The 23,405-nt window shown below is 62.8% G+C and carries 23 protein-coding genes; 7 read left to right on the plus strand and 16 right to left on the minus strand.

All coding sequences use genetic code 11. From position 1 onward, the window contains the following. Positions 1 to 27 precede the first annotated feature (27 nt). On the minus strand, positions 28 to 510 hold the full coding sequence (locus AArc1_RS17045; protein WP_117365484.1) for a PaaI family thioesterase: 483 nt from the start codon (positions 508 to 510) through the stop codon (positions 28 to 30). 249 nt (positions 511 to 759) lie between these two features. Then, positions 760 to 1,689, minus strand: coding sequence for a hypothetical protein (locus tag AArc1_RS17050; RefSeq protein ID WP_117365956.1), 930 nt, complete (start codon positions 1,687 to 1,689; stop codon positions 760 to 762). Positions 1,690 to 1,747: 58 nt separating this feature from the next. Here AArc1_RS17050 and AArc1_RS17055 point away from each other — a divergent pair, with 58 nt between their 5' ends. Both AArc1_RS17055 and AArc1_RS17060 read left to right on the plus strand, forming a co-directional pair. Beyond that, positions 1,748 to 2,461, plus strand: coding sequence for a lipoyl protein ligase domain-containing protein (locus AArc1_RS17055; RefSeq protein ID WP_117365485.1), 714 nt, complete (start codon positions 1,748 to 1,750; stop codon positions 2,459 to 2,461). A 282-nt stretch (positions 2,462 to 2,743) separates the two neighbouring features. After that, a complete protein-coding gene (locus tag AArc1_RS17060; RefSeq protein WP_117365486.1) occupies positions 2,744 to 3,259 on the plus strand; it encodes a DUF7529 family protein in 516 nt (171 codons plus the stop codon). A 30-nt stretch (positions 3,260 to 3,289) separates the two neighbouring features. On the opposite strand, the gene AArc1_RS17065 is transcribed toward AArc1_RS17060, so the two are convergent. Further along, positions 3,290 to 3,925, minus strand: coding sequence for a DUF5806 family protein (locus AArc1_RS17065; RefSeq protein WP_117365487.1), 636 nt, complete (start codon positions 3,923 to 3,925; stop codon positions 3,290 to 3,292). A gap of 148 nt (positions 3,926 to 4,073) precedes the next feature. Between AArc1_RS17065 and AArc1_RS17070 the strand changes: the two genes are divergently transcribed. Further along, on the plus strand, positions 4,074 to 5,210 hold the full coding sequence (locus tag AArc1_RS17070) for a thiolase family protein (RefSeq protein WP_117365488.1): 1,137 nt from the start codon (positions 4,074 to 4,076) through the stop codon (positions 5,208 to 5,210). 277 nt (positions 5,211 to 5,487) lie between these two features. On the opposite strand, the gene AArc1_RS17075 is transcribed toward AArc1_RS17070, so the two are convergent. After that, entirely contained in the window at positions 5,488 to 5,988 is a 501-nt protein-coding gene (locus AArc1_RS17075) for a hypothetical protein (protein ID WP_117365489.1), read from the minus strand. Between the two features lie 396 nt (positions 5,989 to 6,384). On the opposite strand from AArc1_RS17075, the gene AArc1_RS17080 reads away from it, so the two are divergent. After that, the gene (locus AArc1_RS17080; protein ID WP_117365490.1) at positions 6,385 to 6,711 is read left to right on the plus strand and encodes a hypothetical protein; all 327 of its coding nucleotides are present in this window, start codon (positions 6,385 to 6,387) and stop codon (positions 6,709 to 6,711) included. A gap of 6 nt (positions 6,712 to 6,717) precedes the next feature. Here the strand turns inward: AArc1_RS17080 and AArc1_RS17085 are convergent, their stop codons facing one another. The 8 genes from AArc1_RS17085 to AArc1_RS17120 all read right to left on the minus strand — a co-directional run bounded on the left by AArc1_RS17085 (position 6,718) and on the right by AArc1_RS17120 (position 15,401). Further along, entirely contained in the window at positions 6,718 to 8,403 is a 1,686-nt protein-coding gene (locus AArc1_RS17085; RefSeq protein ID WP_117365491.1) for an aldehyde ferredoxin oxidoreductase family protein, read from the minus strand. Between the two features lie 231 nt (positions 8,404 to 8,634). Then, on the minus strand, positions 8,635 to 10,578 hold the full coding sequence (locus tag AArc1_RS17090; protein ID WP_117365492.1) for an AMP-dependent synthetase/ligase: 1,944 nt from the start codon (positions 10,576 to 10,578) through the stop codon (positions 8,635 to 8,637). Positions 10,579 to 11,417: 839 nt separating this feature from the next. Next, entirely contained in the window at positions 11,418 to 12,332 is a 915-nt protein-coding gene (locus AArc1_RS17095; protein WP_117365493.1) for an MBL fold metallo-hydrolase, read from the minus strand. Positions 12,333 to 12,443: 111 nt separating this feature from the next. Continuing rightward, a complete protein-coding gene (locus AArc1_RS17100) occupies positions 12,444 to 13,346 on the minus strand; it encodes a cation diffusion facilitator family transporter (protein ID WP_117365494.1) in 903 nt (300 codons plus the stop codon). Positions 13,347 to 13,565: 219 nt separating this feature from the next. Then, positions 13,566 to 13,961: a cupin domain-containing protein gene (locus AArc1_RS17105; RefSeq protein ID WP_117365495.1), complete on the minus strand. Its 396-nt coding sequence runs from the start codon at positions 13,959 to 13,961 to the stop codon at positions 13,566 to 13,568. A gap of 144 nt (positions 13,962 to 14,105) precedes the next feature. Beyond that, entirely contained in the window at positions 14,106 to 14,300 is a 195-nt protein-coding gene (locus AArc1_RS17110; protein WP_005554588.1) for a cold-shock protein, read from the minus strand. A gap of 82 nt (positions 14,301 to 14,382) precedes the next feature. Next, positions 14,383 to 14,601, minus strand: a complete 219-nt coding sequence (locus AArc1_RS17115) for a hypothetical protein (protein WP_117365496.1) — start codon at positions 14,599 to 14,601, stop codon at positions 14,383 to 14,385. Between the two features lie 98 nt (positions 14,602 to 14,699). Then, a complete protein-coding gene (locus tag AArc1_RS17120) occupies positions 14,700 to 15,401 on the minus strand; it encodes a carbonic anhydrase (protein WP_117365957.1) in 702 nt (233 codons plus the stop codon). A 135-nt stretch (positions 15,402 to 15,536) separates the two neighbouring features. Here AArc1_RS17120 and AArc1_RS17125 point away from each other — a divergent pair, with 135 nt between their 5' ends. Further along, positions 15,537 to 16,562, plus strand: coding sequence for an NADP-dependent oxidoreductase (locus AArc1_RS17125; protein WP_117365497.1), 1,026 nt, complete (start codon positions 15,537 to 15,539; stop codon positions 16,560 to 16,562). Positions 16,563 to 16,590: 28 nt separating this feature from the next. Here AArc1_RS17125 and AArc1_RS17130 read toward each other — a convergent pair whose 3' ends face one another. After that, a complete protein-coding gene (locus AArc1_RS17130) occupies positions 16,591 to 17,691 on the minus strand; it encodes a PAS domain-containing sensor histidine kinase (protein ID WP_228442356.1) in 1,101 nt (366 codons plus the stop codon). A gap of 300 nt (positions 17,692 to 17,991) precedes the next feature. Between AArc1_RS17130 and AArc1_RS17135 the strand changes: the two genes are divergently transcribed. Beyond that, positions 17,992 to 19,818 (plus strand): FAD-binding protein, encoded by a 1,827-nt coding sequence (locus AArc1_RS17135; RefSeq protein WP_117365498.1) that lies wholly within the window; start codon positions 17,992 to 17,994, stop codon positions 19,816 to 19,818. Between the two features lie 40 nt (positions 19,819 to 19,858). Here the strand turns inward: AArc1_RS17135 and AArc1_RS17140 are convergent, their stop codons facing one another. The 3 genes from AArc1_RS17140 to AArc1_RS17150 form a co-directional block, all read right to left on the minus strand. Further along, positions 19,859 to 20,656, minus strand: coding sequence for an ABC transporter permease (locus AArc1_RS17140; protein WP_117365499.1), 798 nt, complete (start codon positions 20,654 to 20,656; stop codon positions 19,859 to 19,861). After that, entirely contained in the window at positions 20,656 to 21,675 is a 1,020-nt protein-coding gene (locus tag AArc1_RS17145; protein ID WP_117365500.1) for an ABC transporter ATP-binding protein, read from the minus strand. Before AArc1_RS17145 ends, AArc1_RS17140 begins: the two co-directional genes overlap by 1 nt. A 79-nt stretch (positions 21,676 to 21,754) precedes the next feature. Then, positions 21,755 to 22,951, minus strand: a complete 1,197-nt coding sequence (locus AArc1_RS17150; protein ID WP_117365959.1) for a CBS domain-containing protein — start codon at positions 22,949 to 22,951, stop codon at positions 21,755 to 21,757. A gap of 222 nt (positions 22,952 to 23,173) precedes the next feature. Here AArc1_RS17150 and AArc1_RS17155 point away from each other — a divergent pair, with 222 nt between their 5' ends. Continuing rightward, positions 23,174 to 23,404, plus strand: coding sequence for a MarR family transcriptional regulator (locus tag AArc1_RS17155; RefSeq protein WP_117365501.1), 231 nt, complete (start codon positions 23,174 to 23,176; stop codon positions 23,402 to 23,404). Position 23,405: the final 1 nt, after the last annotated feature.

Raw genomic sequence — 23,405 nt, forward strand, 5'->3', positions numbered from 1 at the left:
GACACCGAATCAGTGGCCACCGATCGCTTACTCGGAACGAAAAATTCGGTAAGCACCCTGGCCAGTCGCGACCTCTCGGGTCTCTCCGTCAGGGGTCGTACTCTCGACGGTTACCTCGCTGACGCCGACGCTCCCGCCGGCGCGGATCACGGTCGCCGTCGCCGAGAGGTCGCCCGTCGCTGGGCGCAGGTAATTGACGTTCAGGTTGATCGTCGCGATGTGGGCACCGAAGGGGTCCTCGAGTTCCGTCCGGAGCCCGAGCCCACCCGTCGTGTCGATCAGGGTGGCGGCGATTCCACCGTGGATGTCCGCTCGCTCACCGGTGTCGTTTAGACGCGTGTTGGTCAGCTTTTCGTCGTAGGGGACCGACATCGTCATCGTCCCGTCGTCGACGTGGTCGACCGTCGTCCCGATCCACGAGAGGAACTCGTGGTGCTCGTCGATGAAGTACTGAACGAGTTCCCGGAGATCGTCGAACTCCCGCACCGCCGTCTCGAAGTCCTCAGTCATGACCTCTCATCCACGGGCAACTGTCTTTAGATCAACGCTTCGACTCGAGTCCGTTTTCGAGCGTTTGTTCGACACTCGGCCTCAGTGATACGGCCCAGGGTATCCGGGAGCCGCGGATTCGGCCTCGAGTGGGCTCAGCCGTACGGCGTGGTGATTGTTCAAATCCGGATAGGACTGGGGATCGATCAACGTCGATTCGGACGAGTCCATGAGCAAAGGTAAGAACGGAGACCACCGGAGCGTACGTTTCTACTGTTCGCCGTTCGAGCCAACGCCCACTCGAACCGTCTCGCCGACGCTGATCTCGAGGTCGGGACAGATGAGTTTCGCCCCGAAGTCACCGTCCCGAGCGCAGAACGTCGAGAGACCGGTGATCGGCTCACCCGCTACGGTGACGGGTACGTTGGCCCAGGTGATCGTGCGGCCGTCGGAACCCACGACACCGAGATGGTCGCCGTTGAGCGAGACGTGTGGGTTCCGATCCTCGAGCGGGCGGTCGGCGACGAGCGCGCCGCGGCCGTGGACGCCCCCGCCGTCGTAGTGGGGGAGCCCGCCGTCTATGACGCCGCCATCGTCCAGTCCGATACCAACGAAGCCGGTGCCGGGAGCAGGGTGGGCCGGCGCGTCGAGGACGGCGTAGGTCTCGCCGGTGGCGACGACGGTGCCGGTGCCGTCCCACTCGAGGGGGCGAACGCCGACGCCCAGTTCGAGCGGGAGCGATCCTGACGCGCGGTGAAGGTGCTGGTCAGGGGTCCGAAAGCCGACGTGGAGGTGGTTGTCGACCCAGGGGGCGAAAAAGCCCGCGCGGACGAGGGCTCCGAGGGAGTCACCGCGGTCGACCTTGTCACCAGCGGCGACTGACGGCTCGACGTGGAGGATGCGAGCGATCAACCCCTCGAGCGGGGACGGGCCGTCGCACTCGAGCAGGATGAGATGGTCGTGTTCGACGGCGTAGGGTTTCGGCGGCGCGCGGACGGTTCGGGTCTCGAGGACCGTCCCCGAGACGGGACTCGGCGCGGCGGTGGTTCGGCCGTCCCGAAGCGTACCGGGATAGAGGTCGACCGCACAGCCACCGTCGTGGGCAGGATACGGCGAATTGTACAGCGAAAATCGCGCATACTGAGACAACACCACGTCGGGAAGAGTGACGGCCGTCCGGTGGGACTCACGGATCGACATCGATTCGAGGGACACTCCGCGGCGAGAGCCTTTAGCACCATCGACGCTAACGTCGACCATGCGCGTGTTCCGTGGACGGGCGGCGACGATCGAGGCCGACCGAGCAGTCAGCGATCGGCTGCTGTCGGTCGCTGGCGACGGCGAGCCAGCCGTTCGCGTCTGGCAGCCCCACCGACAGCTCGCGTTCGGCCGCCGGGACTGCCGACTCGAGGGCTACGACACCGCCCGCGAGATCGCCCGCGAGCGCGGTTTCTCACCCATCGAGCGTGGCGTCGGCGGCCGAGCGGTCGCCTACGACGGCGAGACGACGCTTGCGTTCGCCCGTGCCGACCCCGTTGCCGACTTTCGCCGTGGGACCGACGAACGCTACGAAAAAGCCACCGCAACGCTCGAACGGGCACTGGCCGAAATCGGCCTCGAGCCCCGACGTGGCGAGCCACCGGAGACGTTCTGTCCGGGCACCCACTCGCTGTCTGTCGCCACGACCGACTCGAGCGAGCGAAAAGTGGTCGGTATCGCCCAGCGGGTTCGACAGGACGCCGCGCTCACCGCCGGTATCGTCCTCGTCGAGGCCGACGACGAGTTCGTCGGCACGCTGGAGGCGGTGTACGACGCCCTCGGCGTCGGATTCGACCCCGAAACCGTCGGCAGTGTCGCCGGTTCCGGCGGCCCCACCGACCCCGACACCGTCCGGGCGACGATCGAAGCTGAACTGGTCGGCGACGCCACTGCAACGGTCGAACCCGTCCCCGACCGGCTCGAGTCACCGTGAGCCGTAGTCCCGACGTCGGTGACCGGTTCAGGTGGGACGCCCTCGTTGAAATCGTAAGCAGAGTTTCTATCGAGTCAGCAGAGCCTGCTCAAACCACCGAATTTCTGTCAAAGTCCGTGTGCTGCATGCAGAGGGTGGATTCATCACCAGCATCCGAGTGAGCGAAGCGAGCACGGTTCTCGGACGGCTCGGTCTCCGGCCTCGCCGTGTGACGGACGACACCGTTTTCGACCTGCCCACCGTTTCTCCTCCAATGGACGAACGAGCCACCGAGGGTGAGCGATGACCGACGACGGATTGCCCCTTTCCGGACCGGAGTGGGACGAGTTGCTCGAGGATGCAACGGCGATCGCCGACGGCTACCGCGAGGCGGGCTGGGACACCGTTGTCTGTGAGTCGGTTTCGGTCTCGCCGACGACCGTCGAGGACCGAGTCGGCCTCGACGTGTTCGTCTCCGAGGACGAGTACGAGCGGGTCGCGTCGCTCGTCGACGGCGGCGTGATGATCGACGACGCCGAGGTGTACTACCGCCCGGCCGACGGTGCAGACCGACGGTTCGCCCTCGTCGTCGAGCGCGCCTCCGAAAGCGAAACGGCCGTCTGCCTCCCACTTACGTACTCGTTCGACCGGGCTCGCCCTGTCCTCGAGACGGCGCTGCTCGAGGGTGAACTGCTGGTGTACGTCCGGCCCATCGACGGCACAGAACCGAGCGTCGAGCCACCGGAAGCCAACGAATGGATCACGTTCTCACACGACGATCCATCGCTATTTCTCGACGAAAACGACGTTCGCACGTGAAGCGGGTGCGTAGCGGCGGGCAATCACAGGCTACTCGTCGGCTTCAGCGTCGCGGAGTTCCTTGCTTGCCTCGCGGACCTCACGCATCACACTCGAGATGCGCTCTTCGGCCTCGAGTTCGTCCTCGACGGAGAGGTCGACGCCCTCGACCTCGAGTAAGAACTTGGCGACCTCGGTGACCTCGTACATCACGTCGTCGAGTTCTTCGGCGGTGTAAAAGTCACACATCGCGCCGTAGAGAAACGTCGCCCCCGCTTTGCGAACCTTATCGTCGAACGACGAACGGGCCTGATTGACCGCCTGTGGGGTGTAGGTGTCGGTCATGAACGGGACGAGTTCGGGCAGGTTTTCGCCGATCTTGGTCATTTCGACGCCGGTTTCGGTCCGAAAGTCAGAACAGAGACGAGCAATGGCCCACTCGCGGGCCGTGACGTAGGTCCGATCTCGCAGAAACTCGTTGACCCGATCGTACTGTGCCCCGTCCATTTTCTTGAACCGAGCGTACTTTCGTATCTCTTCAGGTACGTCCGACGTCTCCGACTCCGGTTCCGGTACGTCCGGCATGGGCCCCTCGCCATCCGGGGCGTCCTCTCGGCCGTCGGCCTCGAGCGACGGGGCTCGAGCGTCGGCGTCGCGTTCTGGTGGCTCCAGTCCGTCGTCTGTCATGGCCGCTTATTCTGAGAGCCGCGAAATAAGGGTTGTTCTCGCGTACCGGTTCGTTGTGTCGACGCGACCGAAAGCGGGGACGGTAAACTCCCTCTGCGTCCCTGAGAGTTCGACCGGATTTAAGTTCGTGAGGGATGTCCGCTAGTACATGTCACAGACACCGGTCGTTGTGAAAGCGGTACGGACGCCACAGGGGAAAGAAGACGGCGTGTACGCTGACCTGCGCAGTGAGGACCTTTCGGTGCCGTTGATCGACGAGATCCTCGCGGAAACCGGCCTCACGGGCGAGGACATCGACGACCTGATGTGGGGGTGTGCCCAGCAACGGGACGAACAGGACAACAACCTGGCACGGGTCATCGCCTTGCTGTCGGAACTGGGTGAGAGCGTCCCGGCGACGACGATCAACCGCTGGTGTGCGTCCTCGATGCAGGCCGTTATCTCTGCAGCTGACGCCATCGCTGCGGGCAACCGCGACGCGATCATCGCAGGCGGCGTCGAAAGCATGTCCCGCGTCCCGATGGGCGACAACATCGCAGCGGTCCACCCACGCCTCGCCGAACTGTACAACGTCGGCGAACTCCAGATGGGTATGACCGCAGAGAAAGTCGCCGAGGAGTACGACGTGAGCCGCGAAGAACAGGACGAGTACGCTGCCAGGAGCCAGCAACGCGCCACCGAAGCGACCGAATCGGGCCGCTTCGACGACGAAATCGTCCCGATCGAAACCGAAGACGACACCGTCGACGAAGACGAGGGAATCCGCCCCGGCACGACCGCCGAAAAGCTCGCCGGCCTCCCAACGGTGTTCAAATCCGACGGGAGCGTCACGCCCGGCAACGCCTCACAGATCTCCGACGGGGCCGCCGCCTTGCTCGTCACGAGCGAGGCCTTCGCCGAGGAACACGACCTCGAGATCGTCGCCGAGGTCGGCATGAACAACGTCGCCGGCGTCGACCCGACCGTCATGGGGATCGGTCCGGTGCCTGCGACCCGTGGCCTGCTCGAGCGCAACGGCCGCGACATCGACGAGTACGACCTCGTGGAACTCAACGAGGCGTTCGCTAGCCAGGCGATCTACTCCCGTGACGAACTCGGGATCGACCCCGAACGCTTCAACGTCAACGGCGGCGCGATCGCCATCGGTCACCCGCTTGGGGCGTCAGGAGCACGCCTGCCGGTCACGCTGATCCACGAACTCACAAAGCGCGGCGGCGGACTCGGGCTGGCAACGCTCTGTGTCGGCTTCGGCCAGGGTGCGGCGATCGAGTTCGAAGTCAACTGAGACGAGTCGTCTAGACTTTTTCCACATGTTGTGAGCGAGGCGCGGTTCGGAGCGAACCAAGAGACCCGTGGGCGCAGACGGGGACGAAAGAGACCCGTGAGCGAGAGATAGTGTGACGAGCAAGACAGACGGTGGTCGTGACGAGGTGCAGCGATCGAGCTCGAGCGTGTTCTCGCGTCGTGAACGGAAGCTCTGTAGTGACAACAGAAGTGGATTGCACACCGATCACACAGCCGTCGTGTGATCGGGTACACACTGAGGTTCAGTGACTACTATACTAGAGGTCAGGAAGTTCGACCTCGCCGACGTCGTCACCGACGATACTCTCGTCGGCGACATCCTCATGAGCGTCGTCGGCAGCGCCTTCGGTCTCGTCGACAGCGCCTTCGACATCGTCGGCAGCGCCGTCGTCCATCGCATCGCCAGCGACGCCGTCATCGACCGGATCGGCGATAGTATCAGCAGCGAACAGTCCGGCGACGAAGTCCTCACCGAGCAGGCCGTCGACCCGCTCTTGGAGATCCGCGCCGATCAGGTCGACGTCACCGTCGACGTCCGTTTCGGTTTCCGTTACGGTCTCCCCGTCCGTCTCCTCCTCGGTGGTTTCCTCTTCGATTTCGACCGAGTCGGCCTCGTTTTCGATGTTCTGTGTCTCGTCGGTATCGGCCGCTGCCAGCCCCGCGCCCATGGCGAGGAATACGGCAAGTGCCACCGAAAACGCAATCAGTCGTCCATATCGCTCGAGTAGCGTCGACGTCGGGAGTGTCGGTCCTGTCATACGTAATCTGCCCCGCTGGGCAGCGGCCAGTCGATTTGGCAACCAATAAACGACCAGTATCGTACGCAGGTAGAACTCCAACTTTTAGCGAGATAACTGTGAGTTGAACGGTCGAACGGTCGGCTAGGGAGGCGAAACAGCCGAATCACCTCGAGAGAGAACACCTCGAGTCTGGCGGAAAAAGCGAGAGAGTGACAACTGTACCGAGTCACACACTGATCGCCGATCCGGCTGGCGAGCAGGTGCGCACTGCCGTGCAGTGGCTACTATAGCTCTCCCCTTCGTGCGGTCACGGGTTCCTAACTCGGTGGACACACAGGGCCTACAGGTGATCGGAGCGAAAACTCGGGTCGACGGATGGCGGTCGGTTTAGTATCCTCGGGCCGTACGGCGCATATGAGTAGACTACTGCTGGTGGCGATCGTGGGGATACCGCTCGCCTGGCACCTCGGGCTCACGGCCGTCGCCTACTACGATGCGGGTCGCGTGGGCCTCGAGCCACCGATCAAGTGGGCTGCGATCACGTTTTGCATCCCGCTGTTCGGCTTTTTCATCTACCTTTTCGAACGCAGCGAGCTCTCATACGACGAGGAAAGCGACCCGTACAAGGGACACAACTTCAATATTCATCCCTCCCGAGCCGACGACGCACCGCTTCGGTCGCGGGGTGACGATCGACTCTCACCGGACGACGAGGACGGAGCCGACGAGAACTCGGAGTGAATAGTGTCAGTCGTCGGCAGGGGCCCCACTCGAGCCCTCGAACCGTTCGGCGGGGACCGTACCGTCGTCGTTCCAGCCGCGTTCGGCGTAGTACGCCTCGAGACCGGCCTCGAAGTCGGGAATCTCGTACGGAAGCGTATCGTCTGTACGGTCGAACCCACGCTGGTTGTTGAAGTGGCGCTCGAGCGAGATGACCTCGCCACCGAGTGCGAGTAACTCGTCGTAGTCGGCATCGAGCAGCGTCTCGAGGCGGTCTGCATCGACGAAATCCCGCGAGAACTTACAGAGGACGGCGCTGTCTTTGATGGCGTTCAGGTTCTCGAGTTCGACGATCTTTGGCGGTTTGTCTTCGAGCCCTGCCTTCTCGAACGCGTCGTCTTTGTCGACGAGCGGGTACTCGTAGGGATAGAACTCGGCGTACATGTGGTCGGCACCGCGGTTGGAGGTGGCGAATGCCAGTCCCTGACCGTTCAGCGTACGGCCATCGTGGGCGGGGAACTCCATTCCCTTGACACTCCAGTTTTCCACGCCGAGGTCGTCGTGGATGCGTTCGACGCCCTCCGCGAGCGTGTCGCCGATCCCTTCGCGATAGGCGATCTGTTCGACGGTTTCGTGGATGAGTTCGACGTTGCCGAACTCGTCTTCGCTCGCTAAGTAGGCCGCGACGACGTCGCCTGCGGAGATCGTATCGAGGCCGAGTTCGTCACACAGCTTGTTCGATTGCATCACGTCGACGATGTCGTCGACGCCCGAGTTCGAGCCGAACGCCATGACGGTCTCGTACTCCGGCCCTTCGGTCTCGAGGCCCGATTCCTCGTCTCTGGTCGGCAGTTTGCAGGCGAACGCACAGGCCGAACAGGTCCCTTTCTTGTACTTTTTCTCCTCGACGCGGTCGCCACTGATCCCCTCTGCGCCATCGAACGACAGTTCCGAGAAGTAGTGGGTCGGCAGGGCTTCGACCATGTTCGCGAACTCCGTCATCGAGGAGGTCCCCTGGCGCTTCATGATGTGGTCGGACTGGGCAGCCTCGCCGTGAACTTCCATCTGAAGCGGCGGAATCTCGACCTCGTGGGTCGACTCGCCGTCGAAGGTGATCGCCTTGACGTTCTTCGAGCCGAGGATCGCACCGAGTCCGCCGCGACCGAACGCGCGTTCTTTCGAGGTCATAAGCGAGGCGAACCGAACCTCGTTCTCGCCTCCAGGGCCGACGACGGCCGTGTGTTCGGCTTCGAGGCCGTGTTCGGCTTCGATGTAGTCACAGGTCTCGGAGACGGTCGCCTCCTCGAGATCCGGCACCGACTCGAACTCGACGCCGTCGTCGGTGACGTGGACGATCACGAGGTCGTCGCTCTCGCCGGTGATCTCGACGGCGCTGTAGCCCGTGCCTGTGAAGTTCCGTGAGAGAAAGCCACCGGCGTTCGACGAGAGCAAGCCGTTTGTCAGCGGCGAGAGTCCAGTCGCAGACATCCGACCGGTAAAGCTCATCGTCGAGTGCTGGAGCGGCCCCGTCGCGAAGAAGACGCTGTTTTTCGATCCGAGCGGATCGGCATCGAACGGGATTCGATCGTGGGCGAGTTTCGTCCCGAGCGCGCGCCCGCCGAGATACGTCTCCACCAGCTCGTCGATCGGTACCGACTCGGCCGTCTGCTCTCCGACATCGACCGAACAGAGTGGTCCCCGGACGTGTTTCATGTTTACTCAGGTATATTCGCCGTCAGCAAAATGGTACCGATTCACTATCTCCCGAGGAGTGGACAGGAACGCTAATCGAGACGTCATAGCCGTCGTCGAGGACGGACACCAACACCAGGTGACCGATGGCGGATTCGCGGCCGAGTCCTCGAGTAGAGCGCGTCCGCGATGAGCCGGCAATGCTATACTAACGGAACGCAATCCGAACGACAACGACAGATGTGGAGTCGGTTACTCCTCGGCGTACATCCGGTCGACGCGGTCTTCGAACTCGTCTAGGATGACGCGGCGCTTCTTTTTCATCGTGGGCGTCAACATCCGGTTTTCTTCGGTGAACTCCCGCGGGACGAGCTCGAATCGCTTGATCGTCTCGTGTTTCTCGAACGCCTCGTTGATCCGGTCGACCTCGTCGCCGACGTACTCGCGGACGCGGTCGTCGTCACACAGTTCCTGTGGGTCCTCGGGGAGGTTGATACCTTTTTCCTCGGCCCACTCGCGGATGTGCGCTTCGTTGGGGACCAGCAACGCGCCGATGAACTTCTCGCCGTCGCCGGTGACCATCGCCTGCTCGACGATCTCACTCGCCGCAAACTTGTCCTCGATCGGTCCAGGGGCGACGTTCTTTCCCGTCGAGAGGACGATGATCTGTTTGACGCGGTCGCGGAACTCGACGTAGCCGTCCGGCCGCAGGTGGACGATATCGCCGGTTCGGAACCAACCGTCGTCGGTGAAGGCACCTCGGGTTGCACCAGGTTTGTTCCAGTAACCCTGCGTGACGTTCGGTCCCTTGACGAGCAGTTCGCCAACCTCGCCGGAGTCGTCGAATGCGTCCTGGTCGGCGACCTGCTGTTCGACCTGTAACTCGACGTCAGGGAGTGCCGGACCGATCGTGCCGATCTTGACCTCCTCTGGAGGGTTCACCGTGACGACGGGCGACGTTTCGGTCAGCCCGTACCCCTCGTGGATGGGAAGTCCCATCGCGTGATAGAGACGACAAAGCTCCGGCGAGAGACTGCCGCCACCGCTGATGAGAAGTTTGATCTCACCGCCTAAGGCCTCACGAACCGTCGAAAAGACCAGTTTGTCGGCCAGTGACTGCTTGAGCGAGAGGATCGTCCCCGGGTTATCGGCACGCTGGTACTCGACGCCGACGTCGGTCGCCCACTCGAAGATTCGACGTTTCACACCGGATTCACTCGCCTGTTCGCGGATCGCGTCGTAGATCTTTTCGTAGACGCGCGGGACGCTCGTGGCTGCCGTCGGCTGGACCAAACCGAAGTCCTCCTGAAGCGTGTCCGGATCCTCGGCATAGGCCACACAGCCCCCACTGGCGAACATTACGAAGTGGCCGGCCGTTCGCTCGAAGACGTGTGCTAGCGGAAGATACGACACCGCCTGTGTCTCCTCATCGAGCGCCGGCACGTCGTCGGCCTTGTCGGGACGCGGACCGACTCGCTTCCGAATCGCGTTGACGTTCGACCGAAAGTTCCAGTGGGTAAGCTGGACGCCCTTGGGCTGGCCCGTCGTTCCGCTCGTGTAGATCAAACTCGCCAGGTCGTCCAGTTCGGGCTCGTCGACCCATCCCTCGTACGTCTCGAGGTCGAACGTCTCCTCGCCGCGGTGGTAGATTTCGTCGAGCGTGTAGATGTCGTCGCGGTCGTCGTACCCCTCGAGTTCGTCCATCGAGACGATGAACTCGAGGTCGAGGTCGGCTTCGACCTCGAGAACGCGCTCGAGGAGGTCCTGGTTCTCGACGACAACGGCCGATGCCTCGGGGTCGTCGAGTAAGTACTGGACCTGTTCGGGTGAGGAACTCTTGTAGACCGTCGTGATGACGGCACCCGCACAGAGGAGCGCAAAGTCAGACTGAGCCCACTCCATGCGAGTGTTGGCGAAAAGACCGACGCGATCGCCGGTCTGGACGCCGAGATCACGAAAGCCGGCTGCGAGGTTGCGGACGATATCACGCATCTCGGTGTACGAGATCGCCCGGAACTCACCCGGTGTTGCCGATGGCAGGACCGAGTCCGTCAACGAGCGATCGTAGACACCTCCCTTGTACTTCTGTGCAGGTCGGTTCGCATTTCGATCGACCGACTCCTCGAACATTCGGCCGAGCGTCGTCTCCCCGATTACCTCGTCGTCGTACTCTCGTTCAGCCTCCCGCCAGTTCATACGTGCTAGAGAGGAACTCCCCCGCGATAAAACGTGATGAAACTAATTTCATCGGGATCATCGTTTATCAGATGCGAAAAGCCGACGAACGACAACTCTACACGGAGCTGTACAGTGCAGTATGAATCCTTCGGGCGTTGTTTTCAACTTTCGAGTGGGTGTACTCTGAAGACAATAGGAGAGATATCGACCACCTCCCACGACTAACGTCGTGGGATTCCCCGAAGGGGAGTTCAAGATTGCACGTTTCCCCGATGGCGAAGTACGCTTTCGCGTCTCACCTCGGCGGTTGCCTCCCAATTATGACCAAGGGAGTGCGTTGCAGCGCGTCTAGCCCGGTCAAACGGGCTCCGCCCGACGCGCGGTCGGCGTTTCGCCGTGACGAATACCGCTCGTCGCTCCACGGCGGGGTATTCAGCCCGCACGGTACCACGATTCGCGTCAGCCAAGCCGGTACGCCGTGGACTGGTTCGGTCGGATTTGGTACCACGCGAGACCATAGAGCGAAGCTCTGATACTCTCGAATACGGCGTTTCCCCACGTAAAAATCTCGAATACGGCGTTTCCCGACGTGGAAACTCCGGTACTGCTGACTACGCTACTACGTCACATACAACTCACGGATTCATCCCACGGCTACCGCCGTGGGCTTTCTCCTGTATTCCGTGTGATAACTGCAACGAGTTGCACATTGACCGCCGATCCGCCTGCCGAGCAGGTGGGCACTGACGTGCAGTGACTATCATCGCTGTCACAGCCCCATACTGCCGGACAGTGTAAGCATTCACCGCTCTCGTCCGGCGAATACTCACCAGTTGCTGCTAGCTGACAGTATCGGGTTACTCCTCGAGCGAGTCGAGCACCCCGCGGGTGTTCAACTCGGCTTCCGCGCGGACCTTCCGTTCGTTCCACGCGCCGGGGAGGGAAGCGTTCGAGACGAAGTAGTCGATCACAGCCCTGTCGGCTTCGAGTTCCTCGCGTTTCGCGTCGACGGCCTCGACCCACTCGGTAAGAACGGTGGCGTACTCATCGAGGACCTCGTCGAGGTCGTCGCTAACGTCACGCGGGCCGAAGTGGGTGTAACAGAGGACGTTTGGATCGAGTTCACGGATCGTCTCGAGGTCGTCGAGACACTCCTCGAGATCGAAATCGGAGGGTGGAGAGGTCTCTTTGATCCGCTCGAGGTCGGGGATCCAGATGCCAGCGGCGTCACCGGTGAAGACGGTCTCGTTTACGGGATCGTCGAAGATGACCTGATGAAATGCATGCCCCGGTGCGCCGTGGACGTGCAGTTCGTGATTCCCGAGGTCGATCACGTCGCCGTCGTCGATCTCGACGATCCGGTCATCGGGGATCGGCTCCGGTTCGACGTAGTACTGCCACTGATCGCCGACGGCGGCTTTCGTTCCGGCGACCAGCCGCGACGGCTCGGCGAGCAGTCCGGCCCCCACCGAGGGGACGTAGACGTCGGCGTTTGGGCACGCCTCGACCAGAAAGCCGGCTCCGCCGGCGTGATCGAGGTGGATGTGGGTCACCGCGACGACCTCGAGGGCCTCGCTGTCGATACCGATCTCGTCGAGCGCCTCGAGGAGGTACTCGTAGTTCGTTCCGATGCCAGCTTCGACGATCGCCGGTCGATCGGCATCCAGTACGTACGCAGCGCCGTAGCCGGCCGTATCGTACATGCCGGTATCGACGTAGTACAGGTCCGAACAGCCGTCAATCGTGACTTCGCTGACGTCTCCAGGCTCCATACAGGGTGGGTGCGACCGGACGGGTTAAAAACTGTGCGACCGAACCGCACGACGGAGTCCCATCGACGTCCTCGAGCGGACGGGACAGCGGACGAGTTCGTTCGATCCGACTCAGTGCTCTTCGGGCTGGTCTTTCCACTCACCGATCCCCGAGGGATCGAGATGGACGTGCGCGTCGCCAACTGACTCGAGCGAGCGCAGTCGACTCACGAGCATCGACTCGACGTCGTGGGCCCGCCGGAACGGCATATCTCCGTCGACCTCGACGTGAACTTCGACCTCGAGGACGGCCCCATCGTAAAAGGCGGTCAGGTCGTGGACGCCCTCGACGTTGGGGTGGTCATACAGCGTGCGGGTGATCTCCGCCCGTTCTTTCGGTGAGGCCGCGGCTCCGGTGAGATACGCGATGTTTTCGCGGCTGATCTCGACGCCCTGATAGATGACGAACAGGCTGACGAGGCCGCCAGCGATCGAGTCGAGCAGCGGTTGCCCGAGCAGGACGCCGACGACACCGACGACGGCGGCCATACTGGTGTAGATATCGTTCAGACAGTCGATCGCCAACGCCTCGAGCGCCGTCGAACCGATGTCGGCGTTGACGTACTCCGTGTACCGGTAGACGAGATACATGTCGACGATGGCGAACGCCAGGGCGACGAGCAAGATCGGATTCGCCGCCGGAGGATCGAATACGAAAAGTCGCTGAACGGACTCGAAGAGTAACGACAGCCCGAGCAAGGCGAGGACCGCACCGACGAACAGCGCCGTCAACGGTTCGATTCGGTCGTGGCCGTGTGGATGTGTCTCGTCCGGCTGGTCGAACGAACTTCGGCCCCAGACGAGGACGACGAGGCTGCCGACGAGATCGGCCACCGAGTGCGCCGCGTCCGCGAGCAACGCGACGCTGCCGAACGCAAGGCCCACGGCTCCCTCGACGGCGATCTTCGCTGCATTTCCGACGACGTTCGCCGCTGCCGCCGCGGTGAATCTGCGTCGGTCACCAGTCGCCTCCATGCAAGGATTTAGACCCAGTCTAAACTTGGGTCTTTTCCTTCGTCGTCCACTCCACGACCGAGTGGATAGCCGATGAGTGCCGACCCTGGCGATCGTGGGCTCGAGTCGACCCGTCAGCCGACGACCCGAGTCGAAGGGTTATCAACGGCTCGAGTCAGCGAGCGAGACGGTCGGCAACTCCGGGTCCGCGAACGAACCAGTCGTTCGACAGTGAGACGGCTACTCGTCGTCGGTCAAGACGATCTCGTCGTCGCCGTTGGGCACGGCACAGAGGAACGCACCAGGCTCGTCGCCGTCGTTACGGTACCAGTGGACCGTCTCGGCGGGGATCAACAGCGAGTCACCTGCCGATACCCTGTGCTCTTCGTCGTCGATTCCTACGACGTACTCGCCCTCGAGGACGTACTGTTCGTGTTCGACGGCGTTGGTGTGGGCGGGCACCTCGGCGCCGGGCTCGAGGACGAATCGACGGATCGCGAAGTTCGGCGCGCCGTGGTCGTCCGCGATCAGTACGCCTTTCTGCATCCCGTCGGCGGCCCCGACGGGCTCGTACTCGACGTCGTCGTGGCGGCGGATCAACGGTTCCGGATCGAAGTCCGAGTCGGATTCTGCCATCGGTGTCCGTTGACGCTGGCGCTACTAAACGTTCGTCACGGCCGGAACGTCGACTCCTCCCTGTCGTCAGGTGTCGAGCGACGGCGCTGTCGCTCAGGGGTGGAAAATACTGCAATCAAGAGTCGATACCTCAGTGAATTCGCCTTACAGGCGCTCGACGTTCGTCGCGCGCGGGCCTTTGGGGGCCTGCTCGATGTCGAACTCGAGTTCCTGTCCTTCCTCAAGGTCCGGGCCGCCGATGTCTTCCATGTGGAAGAATACGTCGTCGTCCGCGTCCTCAGTCTCGATGAATCCGTAGCCGCCAGTGTCGTTGAAGAAATCAACGGTTCCTTTCGCCATTGCTTCTAAAGAGAGCTGCCGGATAGGTATAAACGCTCCGACTCGAGTCGGAGCGGAAAATAGGCCACCAGAACGGCCGAATTCAGGCGTCTTCGGTCTCCTCAAGCCGGTGGACGGTCATCGAGACGAAGTAGACGAGCATGAACAGCAGGAAGCCGATCACGAGCCCGCCAAGCTCGCGGGCGCCGATCCCGGCGGGTGCGATCACCGCGAGCACCGCCAGCCCGACGACGAAAACGGCGATCGTGAACGCGCCGACGGCGTAGTAGAAGCCGACGTCGGACTCGAGCAGCGAGCGCATGACTGGATGTTTCGCCGCGAGTATCAAAACGATACCGACGCCGGCGGATTAGACGGCCGCGGTCGATTCCTCGACGGTTCGACGATCCGGCACCCGTCTCAGTACAGCAGACTGTCCGTCGCCGTCTCGTACTGGTCGGGGATCAGATCCGCGATGGCATCCGGGTTCGTTTCGCCGTCGACGTTGACCAGATACGCCCGGCCGTACTCGTTGCCGTAGACGCCCTGAAAGTCGTAGACGAACCCGTAGACGGAGACGTCGTCGGGAACGACGTCCGACTCACGCAGGAAGCGCGCCTGATAGTCGACGTTGTACTCGACGAGCTGGTTGATCACCGTCTCCTCGTCGGCCGCTGGGTCGATCAAGTCGCTCTCGAGCCCGTCTTCGACGACGGGGACGAGCAGGTCGACCCACTTGTCGACACCAGCCGGTCCCGGCAGATCGGCTCCCGTTGCGACCTGATAGGCAGCGGTGACGGCTCCACAGCCGGTGTGGCCGACGACGGCCGCGGCGTCGGTCCCCGCGTGGTGGATGGGGTAGAGTACCCCGCCGTCGACGATCCGCTCGCCGTCGTCGTCGTCCCAGACCTGATTGCCGATGTTACTCGGTGTGAACACGGTTCCCGGATCCTCGACGCCCCACATGCGTTCCTGTGGCACCCGCGAATCCGAACAGCAGACGGCGACGACGTCCGGGTGTTGGCCAGCCTGAACGTCCGAGAAGTAGTCTTCCGGGAGCGATTCGACGTGGCGTTCGTTGCCCGCGAGCAACGCCTCGAGCGTCCCGTGGTCTGCGCCCATACACCGCTGTTCACGAATCAAGGTGAAAAACGATTCCGTCCGGATCGAGTGTGGTCGTTCGAGGGATAGGCCACGTGCTGACTCTGGGACTTCCGCGAGCCCAACGTTCACCTGTCGAGAGAGCCACAGACGGGTATGGCACAGACCAGACAGTGGCGACTCGCCAGTCGGCCCGTCGGTGAACCGATCCACGACGACTTCGAACTCGTGACCGTCGATCGACCTGCGCCCGGCGACGGCGAGGTGCTCGTAAAGACGCTGTACCAGTCGGTCGATCCGTACATGCGCGGTCGAATGCGCGACGCGGAATCATACGCCGACCCGTGGGAGGTCGGTGAGCCGATGCGTGCCGGTGTGATCGGCGAAGTGCTCGAGTCCGAGGCCGACGCGCTCGAGCCCGGCGACGTCGTGACGGGCGAGCTCCTGTGGGCCGAACACGCAGTCGCCGACGCCGATGACCTACGCCGAGTTGATCCCGATCTCGGGCCGGTCTCGACCGCCCTCGGCGTGCTCGGCATGCCCGGAGTCACCGCCTACTGGGGCCTGCTCGACGTGGGCGAGCCGACGCCCGGCGACACCGTCGTCGTCTCCGCGGCAGCAGGCGCGGTCGGCTCCGTTGTCGGCCAGCTCGCTCAGCTCGCGGGCGCTCGAGTCGTCGGTACCGCCGGCAGCGACGAGAAGGTCGCGTGGCTCACCGACGAGCTCGGCTTCGACGCGGCGATCAACTACAAAGAAACTGACGACCTCGCCGGAGCGGTGGCCGAAACCTGCCCGGACGGCGTCGACGTTTACTTCGACAACGTTGGCGGCCCGATCACCGACGCCGTCTGGCCACAACTGAACGTGCGCTCGCGTGTCGTCGTCTGTGGCCAGATCGCACTCTACAACGCGACCGAGGTACCGACCGGCCCGCGAAAGCTCACCAAACTCATCGAGACTCGCGCGACGGTTGAAGGTGTTCTCGTCAGCGACTACGAGGATCGATGGGGAGAGGCGCTACGGCGGCTCTCGCGGTTTATCCGCGAGGGAGACCTGCACTATCGCGAAAACGTCGTCGACGGCTTCGAGAACGCGCCCGACGCGTTCCTCGGGCTGTTCGAAGGAGAGAACGTCGGGAAACAACTCGTGAAAGTCGCAGATCGGTCGACAGAGACACAGTAAGCAGGTTGTGACGGCGGCGACGGTAACCTCACGCCTCCCCGTTCCAGCGTTGCAGGCGAATCGTGACTCGAGAGCCACCTGCACGGCTCGTATCGAACACGATCTCGCCGCCAAAGGTCTCGACGGTCCACTTGACGAGCCACAGTCCGAGGCCGCTTCCGTGACGTAACTCGGTGATCTCGCTCTCGCCGGTGATTACCTCCCGCTCGACCGGTGGAATCCCTGGACCGTCGTCGGCGACTGCGAGGAACGCCCACTTCTCACAGTCGTATCCGCCCTCGATCCTGACCCGTGGGTCGTCCGACGGATTGTGGACGATCGCGTTTTCGAGCAGGCTCTCGAGGGCGACCTCGAGTCGGTCGGTCGCCGCGACCTCGAGGGTCTCGGGGAGGTCGATCGTGATGGTGCCACCGGGATAGTGCCGACCGAGCTGGCCAGCCACCGAGCGGGCGAGGGGGACGGCGTCGACGTGGGGATCGTCGGGAACCGACGCGTCGGCGATTCGTTGCAACTCACCGGCTTCCCGGGCCAGCGCCCGGAGTTCGTCGACGCTTTTGCGTGCGGTCTCGGAAAGCTGTTCGACGGTCGGGTCGGCGTCGTCCTCGAGTTCCTCGAGCAAGCCCTCAACACAGCCCGCGACGAGCGTGACCTTGTTGCGGAGATTGTGTCGTAACACGCGGTTGAGGACGTCAACACGACTTTGGTTGCGGCGAGCTTCCGTGAGATCGGTGTAGACGGCGAATCCGCGGCAGTTTCCGTCGTCGGTCTCGTAGGGAATCCCACGGTAGAGGAACTCGCGGAGACCGTCGGCCGTCTCGCGGCGGACGCGTCGATAGTTGACCTTGCCAGCCACCGTCCGTTCGTCGAGGGCCGTCGCCTCGGCCTCGAGCCAGGATGGAACGACACACTCGTTGAGCGGCTTGCCGACCACGTCGGCCCGGTCGTAGCCGAACAGATCGACGAACGCCGGATTGACGTCGGTGACGATCGGCTCTCCGTCGTCGATCACGAACTCGACGACAGCATCGTGGAGATGTCCGATCAGGTGGTCGAACCGACGTGGATCGGCTACGGCAGTGACCGTTTCCTCGAGCGTGTCGGACTCGTTCGAATTCGTCGAACCGTTCACACAGACCATCGACGAGTCATCGTCGTTCTCGAATGGATAGTAGAGCAAGATTAACCTTTTCGATCGGGCAGAATTAGGGAGCCCTGATAGTCAATCGGGCACGGGAAAAGAGAAATAACAAACGGTCATATTCCAGAGCCATCCAATCAGTAGGTATTGGCTTACTCGTCGAGTCAGACGGTCTGTTGTGATTTGTTGCCGGTACAACGATCCGTATCAGTCCAGCTCGGACGATGACGTATGACCGACTGTACATTGAAGCACACCACATAGGCTACACGAGCTCCAACAGTCTACTCTATGCGCGAACACGACGTGCTCGTCGTCGGGGGTGGCGGGGCCGGCCTTCGCGCCGCGATTGCGGCCCACGAACACGGAGCCGACGTTGCGATCGTCTCGAAGCTCCACCCTGTCCGATCACACACTGGTGCGGCCGAGGGCGGCGTCAACGCTGCGCTCGACCCCGAAGACTCGATCGAGAGCCACGCGTACGATACGATGAAGGGGGCGGACTACCTCGCAGACGCCCCGGCCGTCGAGACGTTCGCCGAGACGATCCCCGAGGAGGTCACCCAGCTCGAGCTATGGGGGATGGCTTTCTCGCGTGAGGACGACGGTCGGATCGCCCAGCGACCGTTCGGTGGGATGTCGTTCCCGCGAACGGCCTACGCGGGCGCTGAGACGGGCCATCACATGTTACATACGCTGTACGAGCAGGTGGTCAAACGCGGCGTCCAGGTCTACGACGAGTGGTACGTCACCCAGCTCGCCGTCACCGACCACGACGACCCGACCGATCGGGCGTGTCACGGCCTCGTCGCCCTCGATATCCAGAGCGGCGAACTGGCGGGCTTTCGGGCCAGAAACGGCGTCATCCTCGCGACCGGCGGGGCTGGACAGGTCTTCGAACACACGACCAACGCCGTCGCGAACACCGGCGACGGCATGGCGATGGCCTACCGCGCGGGTGTCCCGCTCGAGGACATGGAGTTCATTCAGTTCCACCCGACGTCCCTGCCGAGTACGGGCGTCCTCGTCACCGAGGGCGTTCGCGGTGAGGGCGGACGCCTGTTCAACGTCGAGGGTGAGCGGTTCATGTTCGAACACGGCTACGCCAACAACGCCGGCGAACTCGCCTCCCGCGACGTCGTTTCGCGAGCCGAGCTCACGGAGGTCAACAAGGGCCGGGGCGTCGACGACGACTACGTCTACCTCGACATGCGCCACCTCGGCGAAGGGCGCATTCTCGATCGACTCGAGAACATCGTCCACCTCGCGGAGGACTTCGAGGGGGCCGACGCCCTTACAGAGCCGATGCCGGTGAAACCCGGCGCTCACTACACGATGGGCGGCATCGAGGTCGATGAGTACGGCCAGACCTGCATCGATGGGCTCTACGCGGCCGGCGAAGCCGCCTGTGTCTCGATGCACGGGGCGAACCGCCTGGGTGGGAACTCACTCGCCGAGACGATCGTGTTCGGTCGGCTAGCCGGCGAACACGCCGCCGGTGCAGCCCTCGAGAAACCAAAGATCGGGACCGGGAAACCCGACGTCTACGAGCAAGCCGACCTCGGCCCCGAGATCGAACTCGGCACCGTCGAGCGTGATGCCGCGGTCGCCGACGGCGGCCCGGCGCTCGAGCCCGCAGAGACCGTCGAGCGAACGCTTCAGGTCGAACGCGAACGAATCGAACGACTGCTCGAGTGCGACGGCGGCGTCTCGGCGGCTACCGTCCGGAGAAAGGTTCAGGACACGATGGGGAGATACGTCAACGTCTTCCGCGAGGAGTCGGGGATCGAACAGGCGCTAGGAGACCTCCGTGACGCTCGCGAGCTGTACGAGGACGTCGCCGTCGACGATCCATCCCGGACGTACAACACGAATCTGACGCAAACGCTCGAGGTGCGCAACCTGCTTGACGTCGCCGAGGCGGTCGCCGTCGGTGCACTTGCCCGAACCGAGTTCCGCGGTGCTCACTGGCGAGCGGCTCACCAGGAGCGCAAGGACGACGAGTGGCTCAAACACACCATGCTCTCGTGGAACAGTGGCGATCCCGAACTCTGGTATCGGCCCGTGATTCTCGAGGGCGAGTTACAGACCTACGAGCCGAAAGCCCGGAGCTACTGAATCCGCGGGAAAGTACAGTCAGACACTCGAGCGGAGACGGTCAGTCCGTCAGCCCGTAGCCGATTTTGAACAGATAGACGTCGAGTGCCATGACGGCAACGGTCAACAGTGTGAGGACCCCGAGCGAGGCGTACGGGGCGAGTTCGGCGTAGGCAGCCGGTGCGATCTGGAGCATGTCGGAATACCCGAGCAAGCCGTATCGGACGCTGTCGACCATGTAGACCATCGGGTTCAACAGCGAGACGTACTGCCAGATCGGCTCGAGCATCGTTAGCGAGTAAAAGACCGCGCCGAAGAACACCAGCGGCCGCAGGATGAACTGGTTCATCACGGTCAGGTCGTCGAAGTCCCGGGCGACCAGCCCGCCAACGATCCCCAGCCCCGAAAAGAGCGCGGCGATGACGACCATCGTCGCGACCAGAAAGAGGCCGTTCTCGATACTCAACGGGACGAACAGGGCACCAATGACGGCGACGATGACGCCGACGATCAGTCCCCGAACCGCACTGGCAGCCACGTAGGCGACGACCATCTCGACGTAGGACAGCGGCGAGGTGAGCGTCTCGTGGATGTACTCGTTCCACCGGCCGTGGAAGATCGAAAACGAGGCGTTCTCGAAGGCGTTCGAGATCGTTCCCAGGACCACGAGACCGGGGATCAGAAAGAGGATGTAGCCAATCCCGGAAACAGGCTCGTCGATCCGTCCGCCGAGGATGACCCCGAAGACCGCAAAGTAAAGGACGTTCGTGATCGCCGGCGGCATGAACGTGTTCTTCGGCCGCCGGACGAACCGCAACACTTCGCGCCGAAACAGGGCACGGAAGCCGACCGACAGCATCAGGCGACCCCCTCCTGTTCGCGTTCCTGTCTCCTATCAGCGTCGTCGCCGTCAGCACTCGCAGCCGACGATCTGGTCACCGTCCGATCTTCGCTTCGAGTCAGATCGACGAAGATCTCCTCGAGCGACGTCCGCGAGATCTCGAGATCGACGATCTCGTGGCCCCTCGTTTCGAGGTCGCTGAGCAACTGTGGGACGGTCGAGCCGCCGTCGTCGACACGAACCTCGAGCGTGTTACCCGCCGCTGTGACAGCGTGGGCGTACGCGCCGAGATCGCTCTCGAGATCGGCCGCCAACGACGAGGTGACCGGCGACTCGAGACGGAGTGAGATCGTATCGGTCCCGCGCTGTTTCAGCTCGTCGGGCGTCGCGACGGTGACCTTTCGCCCTTCGTTCACGATGGCGACCCGATCACAGAGACGCTCGGCCTCTTCGATGTAGTGGGTCGTCAGCAGGATCGTCGTCCCCTCTTCGTTGAGTTCGGTAACGAGTTCCCAGAGGTCGTGGCGGAGCTGGACGTCGACGCCCGCCGTCGGCTCGTCTAAGATGAGCAAGTCGGGATCGGTCACGAGCGCCCTGGCGAGTAGCAGTCGGCGTTTCATCCCACCGGAGAGCCAGTCGAACCGCTCGTTTCGTTTGTCGTAGATTCCGACGCGTTTGAGCACCTCGTCGGCACGTTCGGCGGCCTCGTCTTCGGGAACCCCGTGGTAACCAGCCTTGTGCATCAGCACCTCGCGAATGGGAAAAAAGCGATCGACGTTGAACTCCTGAGGGGCGAGGCCGATGGCGTCGCGTGCTTCGCGGTAGTCGCTTTCGACGTCGTAGCCGAAGACGCGGGCCTCGCCGCCGGACTTGCGGACGAGTCCGACCAACGTGTTGATAAACGTCGTCTTGCCGGCCCCGTTCGGGCCGAGCAAGCCGAAGAATTCGCCCTCCTCGACCGTCAGCGTGAGTTCCTGTAACGCACGAAGGTCGCCGTACTCCTTGACGAGATCGACGGTCTCGATGGCCGGTGGCATCGCCGAATCGTCGGCTCCGCCGGTGGTTAAGGGTGTTGAATGCGGTACTCGAGACGGCGACTCGCGTCCCGACGTGTGATTACTGGCTGATTTGCTGGGCCGACCGTGGCCGTCCGCGCAAGTCGACGCTGCCGCCACTTTTCTGGACGATGTCGAACGCCGTCATCAGGTCAGACCGGGAGATGATACCCACGAGATCGTCGCCCTCGACGACGAGCAGCCGGCCGATGCCGTTTTTCTGCATTCGCTCGATCGCCGCCATCGCGTCAGAGCCGGGCTCGATCGTCTCGAGGTCCGTCGTCATCACGTCCTCGACGGTGTATGCATCGCGTTCGACCGGATCGATCCCGCGAGCGTCAGAGAGCGTCACGAGCCCGATCAGCCGGTCGTCACCCCAGGCGTCGCTCTCGATGACCGGATAGCCAGTGTGACGCTCGGTGAACATCCGTTGGAACAGTTCGGCGACCGTCGCGTCCGGTTCGACCGTGTGCAACTCCCCCGCGGGAGTCATGATATCGGCGACAGTGACGTCCTGGAACGCTGCTTTCATCGTCACCTGCTGGGCCTCGCTCGAGGCGGCGATGTAGATGAAAAACGCGACCGCGATGAGGATGATGTTGAACGCGAACAGGCCGAACAGCCCGAGGAAGATCGCGAACATCTTGCCGATGCTCGCGGCCTGCTGGGTCGCCCGAGCATACGGCTGACTTCGAGCGAGCAGGGCTCGCAGGATACGCCCGCCGTCCATCGGAAACGCTGGAAGCATGTTGAAGATCGCGAGGAAGACGTTCAGGATCGCCAGATAGGCGAGAACGAACTGAGCGCCGTTCATCGACTCGGGCGTCACCAGAAAGAGCGCATACGAGGCGATGCCGACGAGCACCGAGACGATCGGGCCGGCGATGGCGATATTGAACTCCTGTTTCCAGTCTTCCGGCATCTCCGAGAGCGCGGCGACGCCGCCGAGCAGCCACAGCGTGATCGAATCGATCGGAAAGCCATACCGCTGTGCGGTCAGTGAGTGGCCGAGTTCGTGGAGAAAAACGCCGAAAAACAGTCCGAGAGCGGCGGTCAATCCAAGTGCCCACGGCATCCACCACGGCGACGTCACGGCTGCGACGTCGATTCCCGCACCCATCGTGAGGTTGAGGATATCGGCGACCTCACCGATCTGCATCCCGATCAGATACGCAAAGATCGGGAGAATCAACAGAAAAGTCACGTCGAGCTTGATCGGGATACCAAAGACGGATCCGACCCGGAAACTCCACATCATGGGGGTACCTATCAGTGGAGAACCCTTAAACACGCCGCCGGTGTACTGGTTTCGCCGGTTCGTACCGACTCGCCCGAGCACCCGATCGCGCTCGAGCGACAGCAGTCGTCGACGTGCTGTGTAACGGGAATGAAACACATATAATGCCATACGTATGTTCTAACGAATATGGATTCTATACCCCATAGAGCTATACGTCAGTTCGTGGTTCGTGTTAGTAGAATGACTGCACAGACACACACCCTCGACCGACCGACCCTCGTCCCCGCCGAAGTCACCTCACCCCAGGCCAAGCTCGTCTACCTCTACCTCGACGCGACCGGCGGCGCGTCCGTCGGCGACCTGAACCAGACGCTCGCGATGAACAAGCTGTCGGTCCTGAGCGTCCTCGAGTCGCTCTCGAGTCGCGACCTCGTCGTGAAATCCGGCTCAGAGTACACGACGGTCAACTGAC

The sequence above is a fragment of the Natrarchaeobaculum sulfurireducens genome, assembly GCF_003430825.1.
In the GTDB taxonomy this organism is placed as follows: domain Archaea; phylum Halobacteriota; class Halobacteria; order Halobacteriales; family Natrialbaceae; genus Natrarchaeobaculum; species Natrarchaeobaculum sulfurireducens.

Excerpts from the sequence above, each read along its gene's own strand:
- AArc1_RS17045 (WP_117365484.1), bottom strand. The coding sequence starts at position 510 with ATGACTGAGGACTTCGAGACGGCGGTGCGGGAGTTCGACGATCTCCGG.
- AArc1_RS17050 (WP_117365956.1), bottom strand. The coding sequence starts at position 1,689 with ATGTCGATCCGTGAGTCCCACCGGACGGCCGTCACTCTTCCCGACGTG.
- AArc1_RS17055 (WP_117365485.1), top strand. The coding sequence starts at position 1,748 with ATGCGCGTGTTCCGTGGACGGGCGGCGACGATCGAGGCCGACCGAGCA.
- AArc1_RS17060 (WP_117365486.1), top strand. The coding sequence starts at position 2,744 with ATGACCGACGACGGATTGCCCCTTTCCGGACCGGAGTGGGACGAGTTG.
- AArc1_RS17065 (WP_117365487.1), bottom strand. The coding sequence starts at position 3,925 with ATGACAGACGACGGACTGGAGCCACCAGAACGCGACGCCGACGCTCGA.
- AArc1_RS17070 (WP_117365488.1), top strand. The coding sequence starts at position 4,074 with ATGTCACAGACACCGGTCGTTGTGAAAGCGGTACGGACGCCACAGGGG.
- AArc1_RS17075 (WP_117365489.1), bottom strand. The coding sequence starts at position 5,988 with ATGACAGGACCGACACTCCCGACGTCGACGCTACTCGAGCGATATGGA.
- AArc1_RS17080 (WP_117365490.1), top strand. The coding sequence starts at position 6,385 with ATGAGTAGACTACTGCTGGTGGCGATCGTGGGGATACCGCTCGCCTGG.
- AArc1_RS17085 (WP_117365491.1), bottom strand. The coding sequence starts at position 8,403 with ATGAAACACGTCCGGGGACCACTCTGTTCGGTCGATGTCGGAGAGCAG.
- AArc1_RS17090 (WP_117365492.1), bottom strand. The coding sequence starts at position 10,578 with ATGAACTGGCGGGAGGCTGAACGAGAGTACGACGACGAGGTAATCGGG.
- AArc1_RS17095 (WP_117365493.1), bottom strand. The coding sequence starts at position 12,332 with ATGGAGCCTGGAGACGTCAGCGAAGTCACGATTGACGGCTGTTCGGAC.
- AArc1_RS17100 (WP_117365494.1), bottom strand. The coding sequence starts at position 13,346 with ATGGAGGCGACTGGTGACCGACGCAGATTCACCGCGGCGGCAGCGGCG.
- AArc1_RS17105 (WP_117365495.1), bottom strand. The coding sequence starts at position 13,961 with ATGGCAGAATCCGACTCGGACTTCGATCCGGAACCGTTGATCCGCCGC.
- AArc1_RS17110 (WP_005554588.1), bottom strand. The coding sequence starts at position 14,300 with ATGGCGAAAGGAACCGTTGATTTCTTCAACGACACTGGCGGCTACGGA.
- AArc1_RS17115 (WP_117365496.1), bottom strand. The coding sequence starts at position 14,601 with ATGCGCTCGCTGCTCGAGTCCGACGTCGGCTTCTACTACGCCGTCGGC.
- AArc1_RS17120 (WP_117365957.1), bottom strand. The coding sequence starts at position 15,401 with ATGGGCGCAGACCACGGGACGCTCGAGGCGTTGCTCGCGGGCAACGAA.
- AArc1_RS17125 (WP_117365497.1), top strand. The coding sequence starts at position 15,537 with ATGGCACAGACCAGACAGTGGCGACTCGCCAGTCGGCCCGTCGGTGAA.
- AArc1_RS17135 (WP_117365498.1), top strand. The coding sequence starts at position 17,992 with ATGCGCGAACACGACGTGCTCGTCGTCGGGGGTGGCGGGGCCGGCCTT.
- AArc1_RS17140 (WP_117365499.1), bottom strand. The coding sequence starts at position 20,656 with ATGCTGTCGGTCGGCTTCCGTGCCCTGTTTCGGCGCGAAGTGTTGCGG.
- AArc1_RS17145 (WP_117365500.1), bottom strand. The coding sequence starts at position 21,675 with ATGCCACCGGCCATCGAGACCGTCGATCTCGTCAAGGAGTACGGCGAC.
- AArc1_RS17150 (WP_117365959.1), bottom strand. The coding sequence starts at position 22,951 with ATGATGTGGAGTTTCCGGGTCGGATCCGTCTTTGGTATCCCGATCAAG.
- AArc1_RS17155 (WP_117365501.1), top strand. The coding sequence starts at position 23,174 with ATGACTGCACAGACACACACCCTCGACCGACCGACCCTCGTCCCCGCC.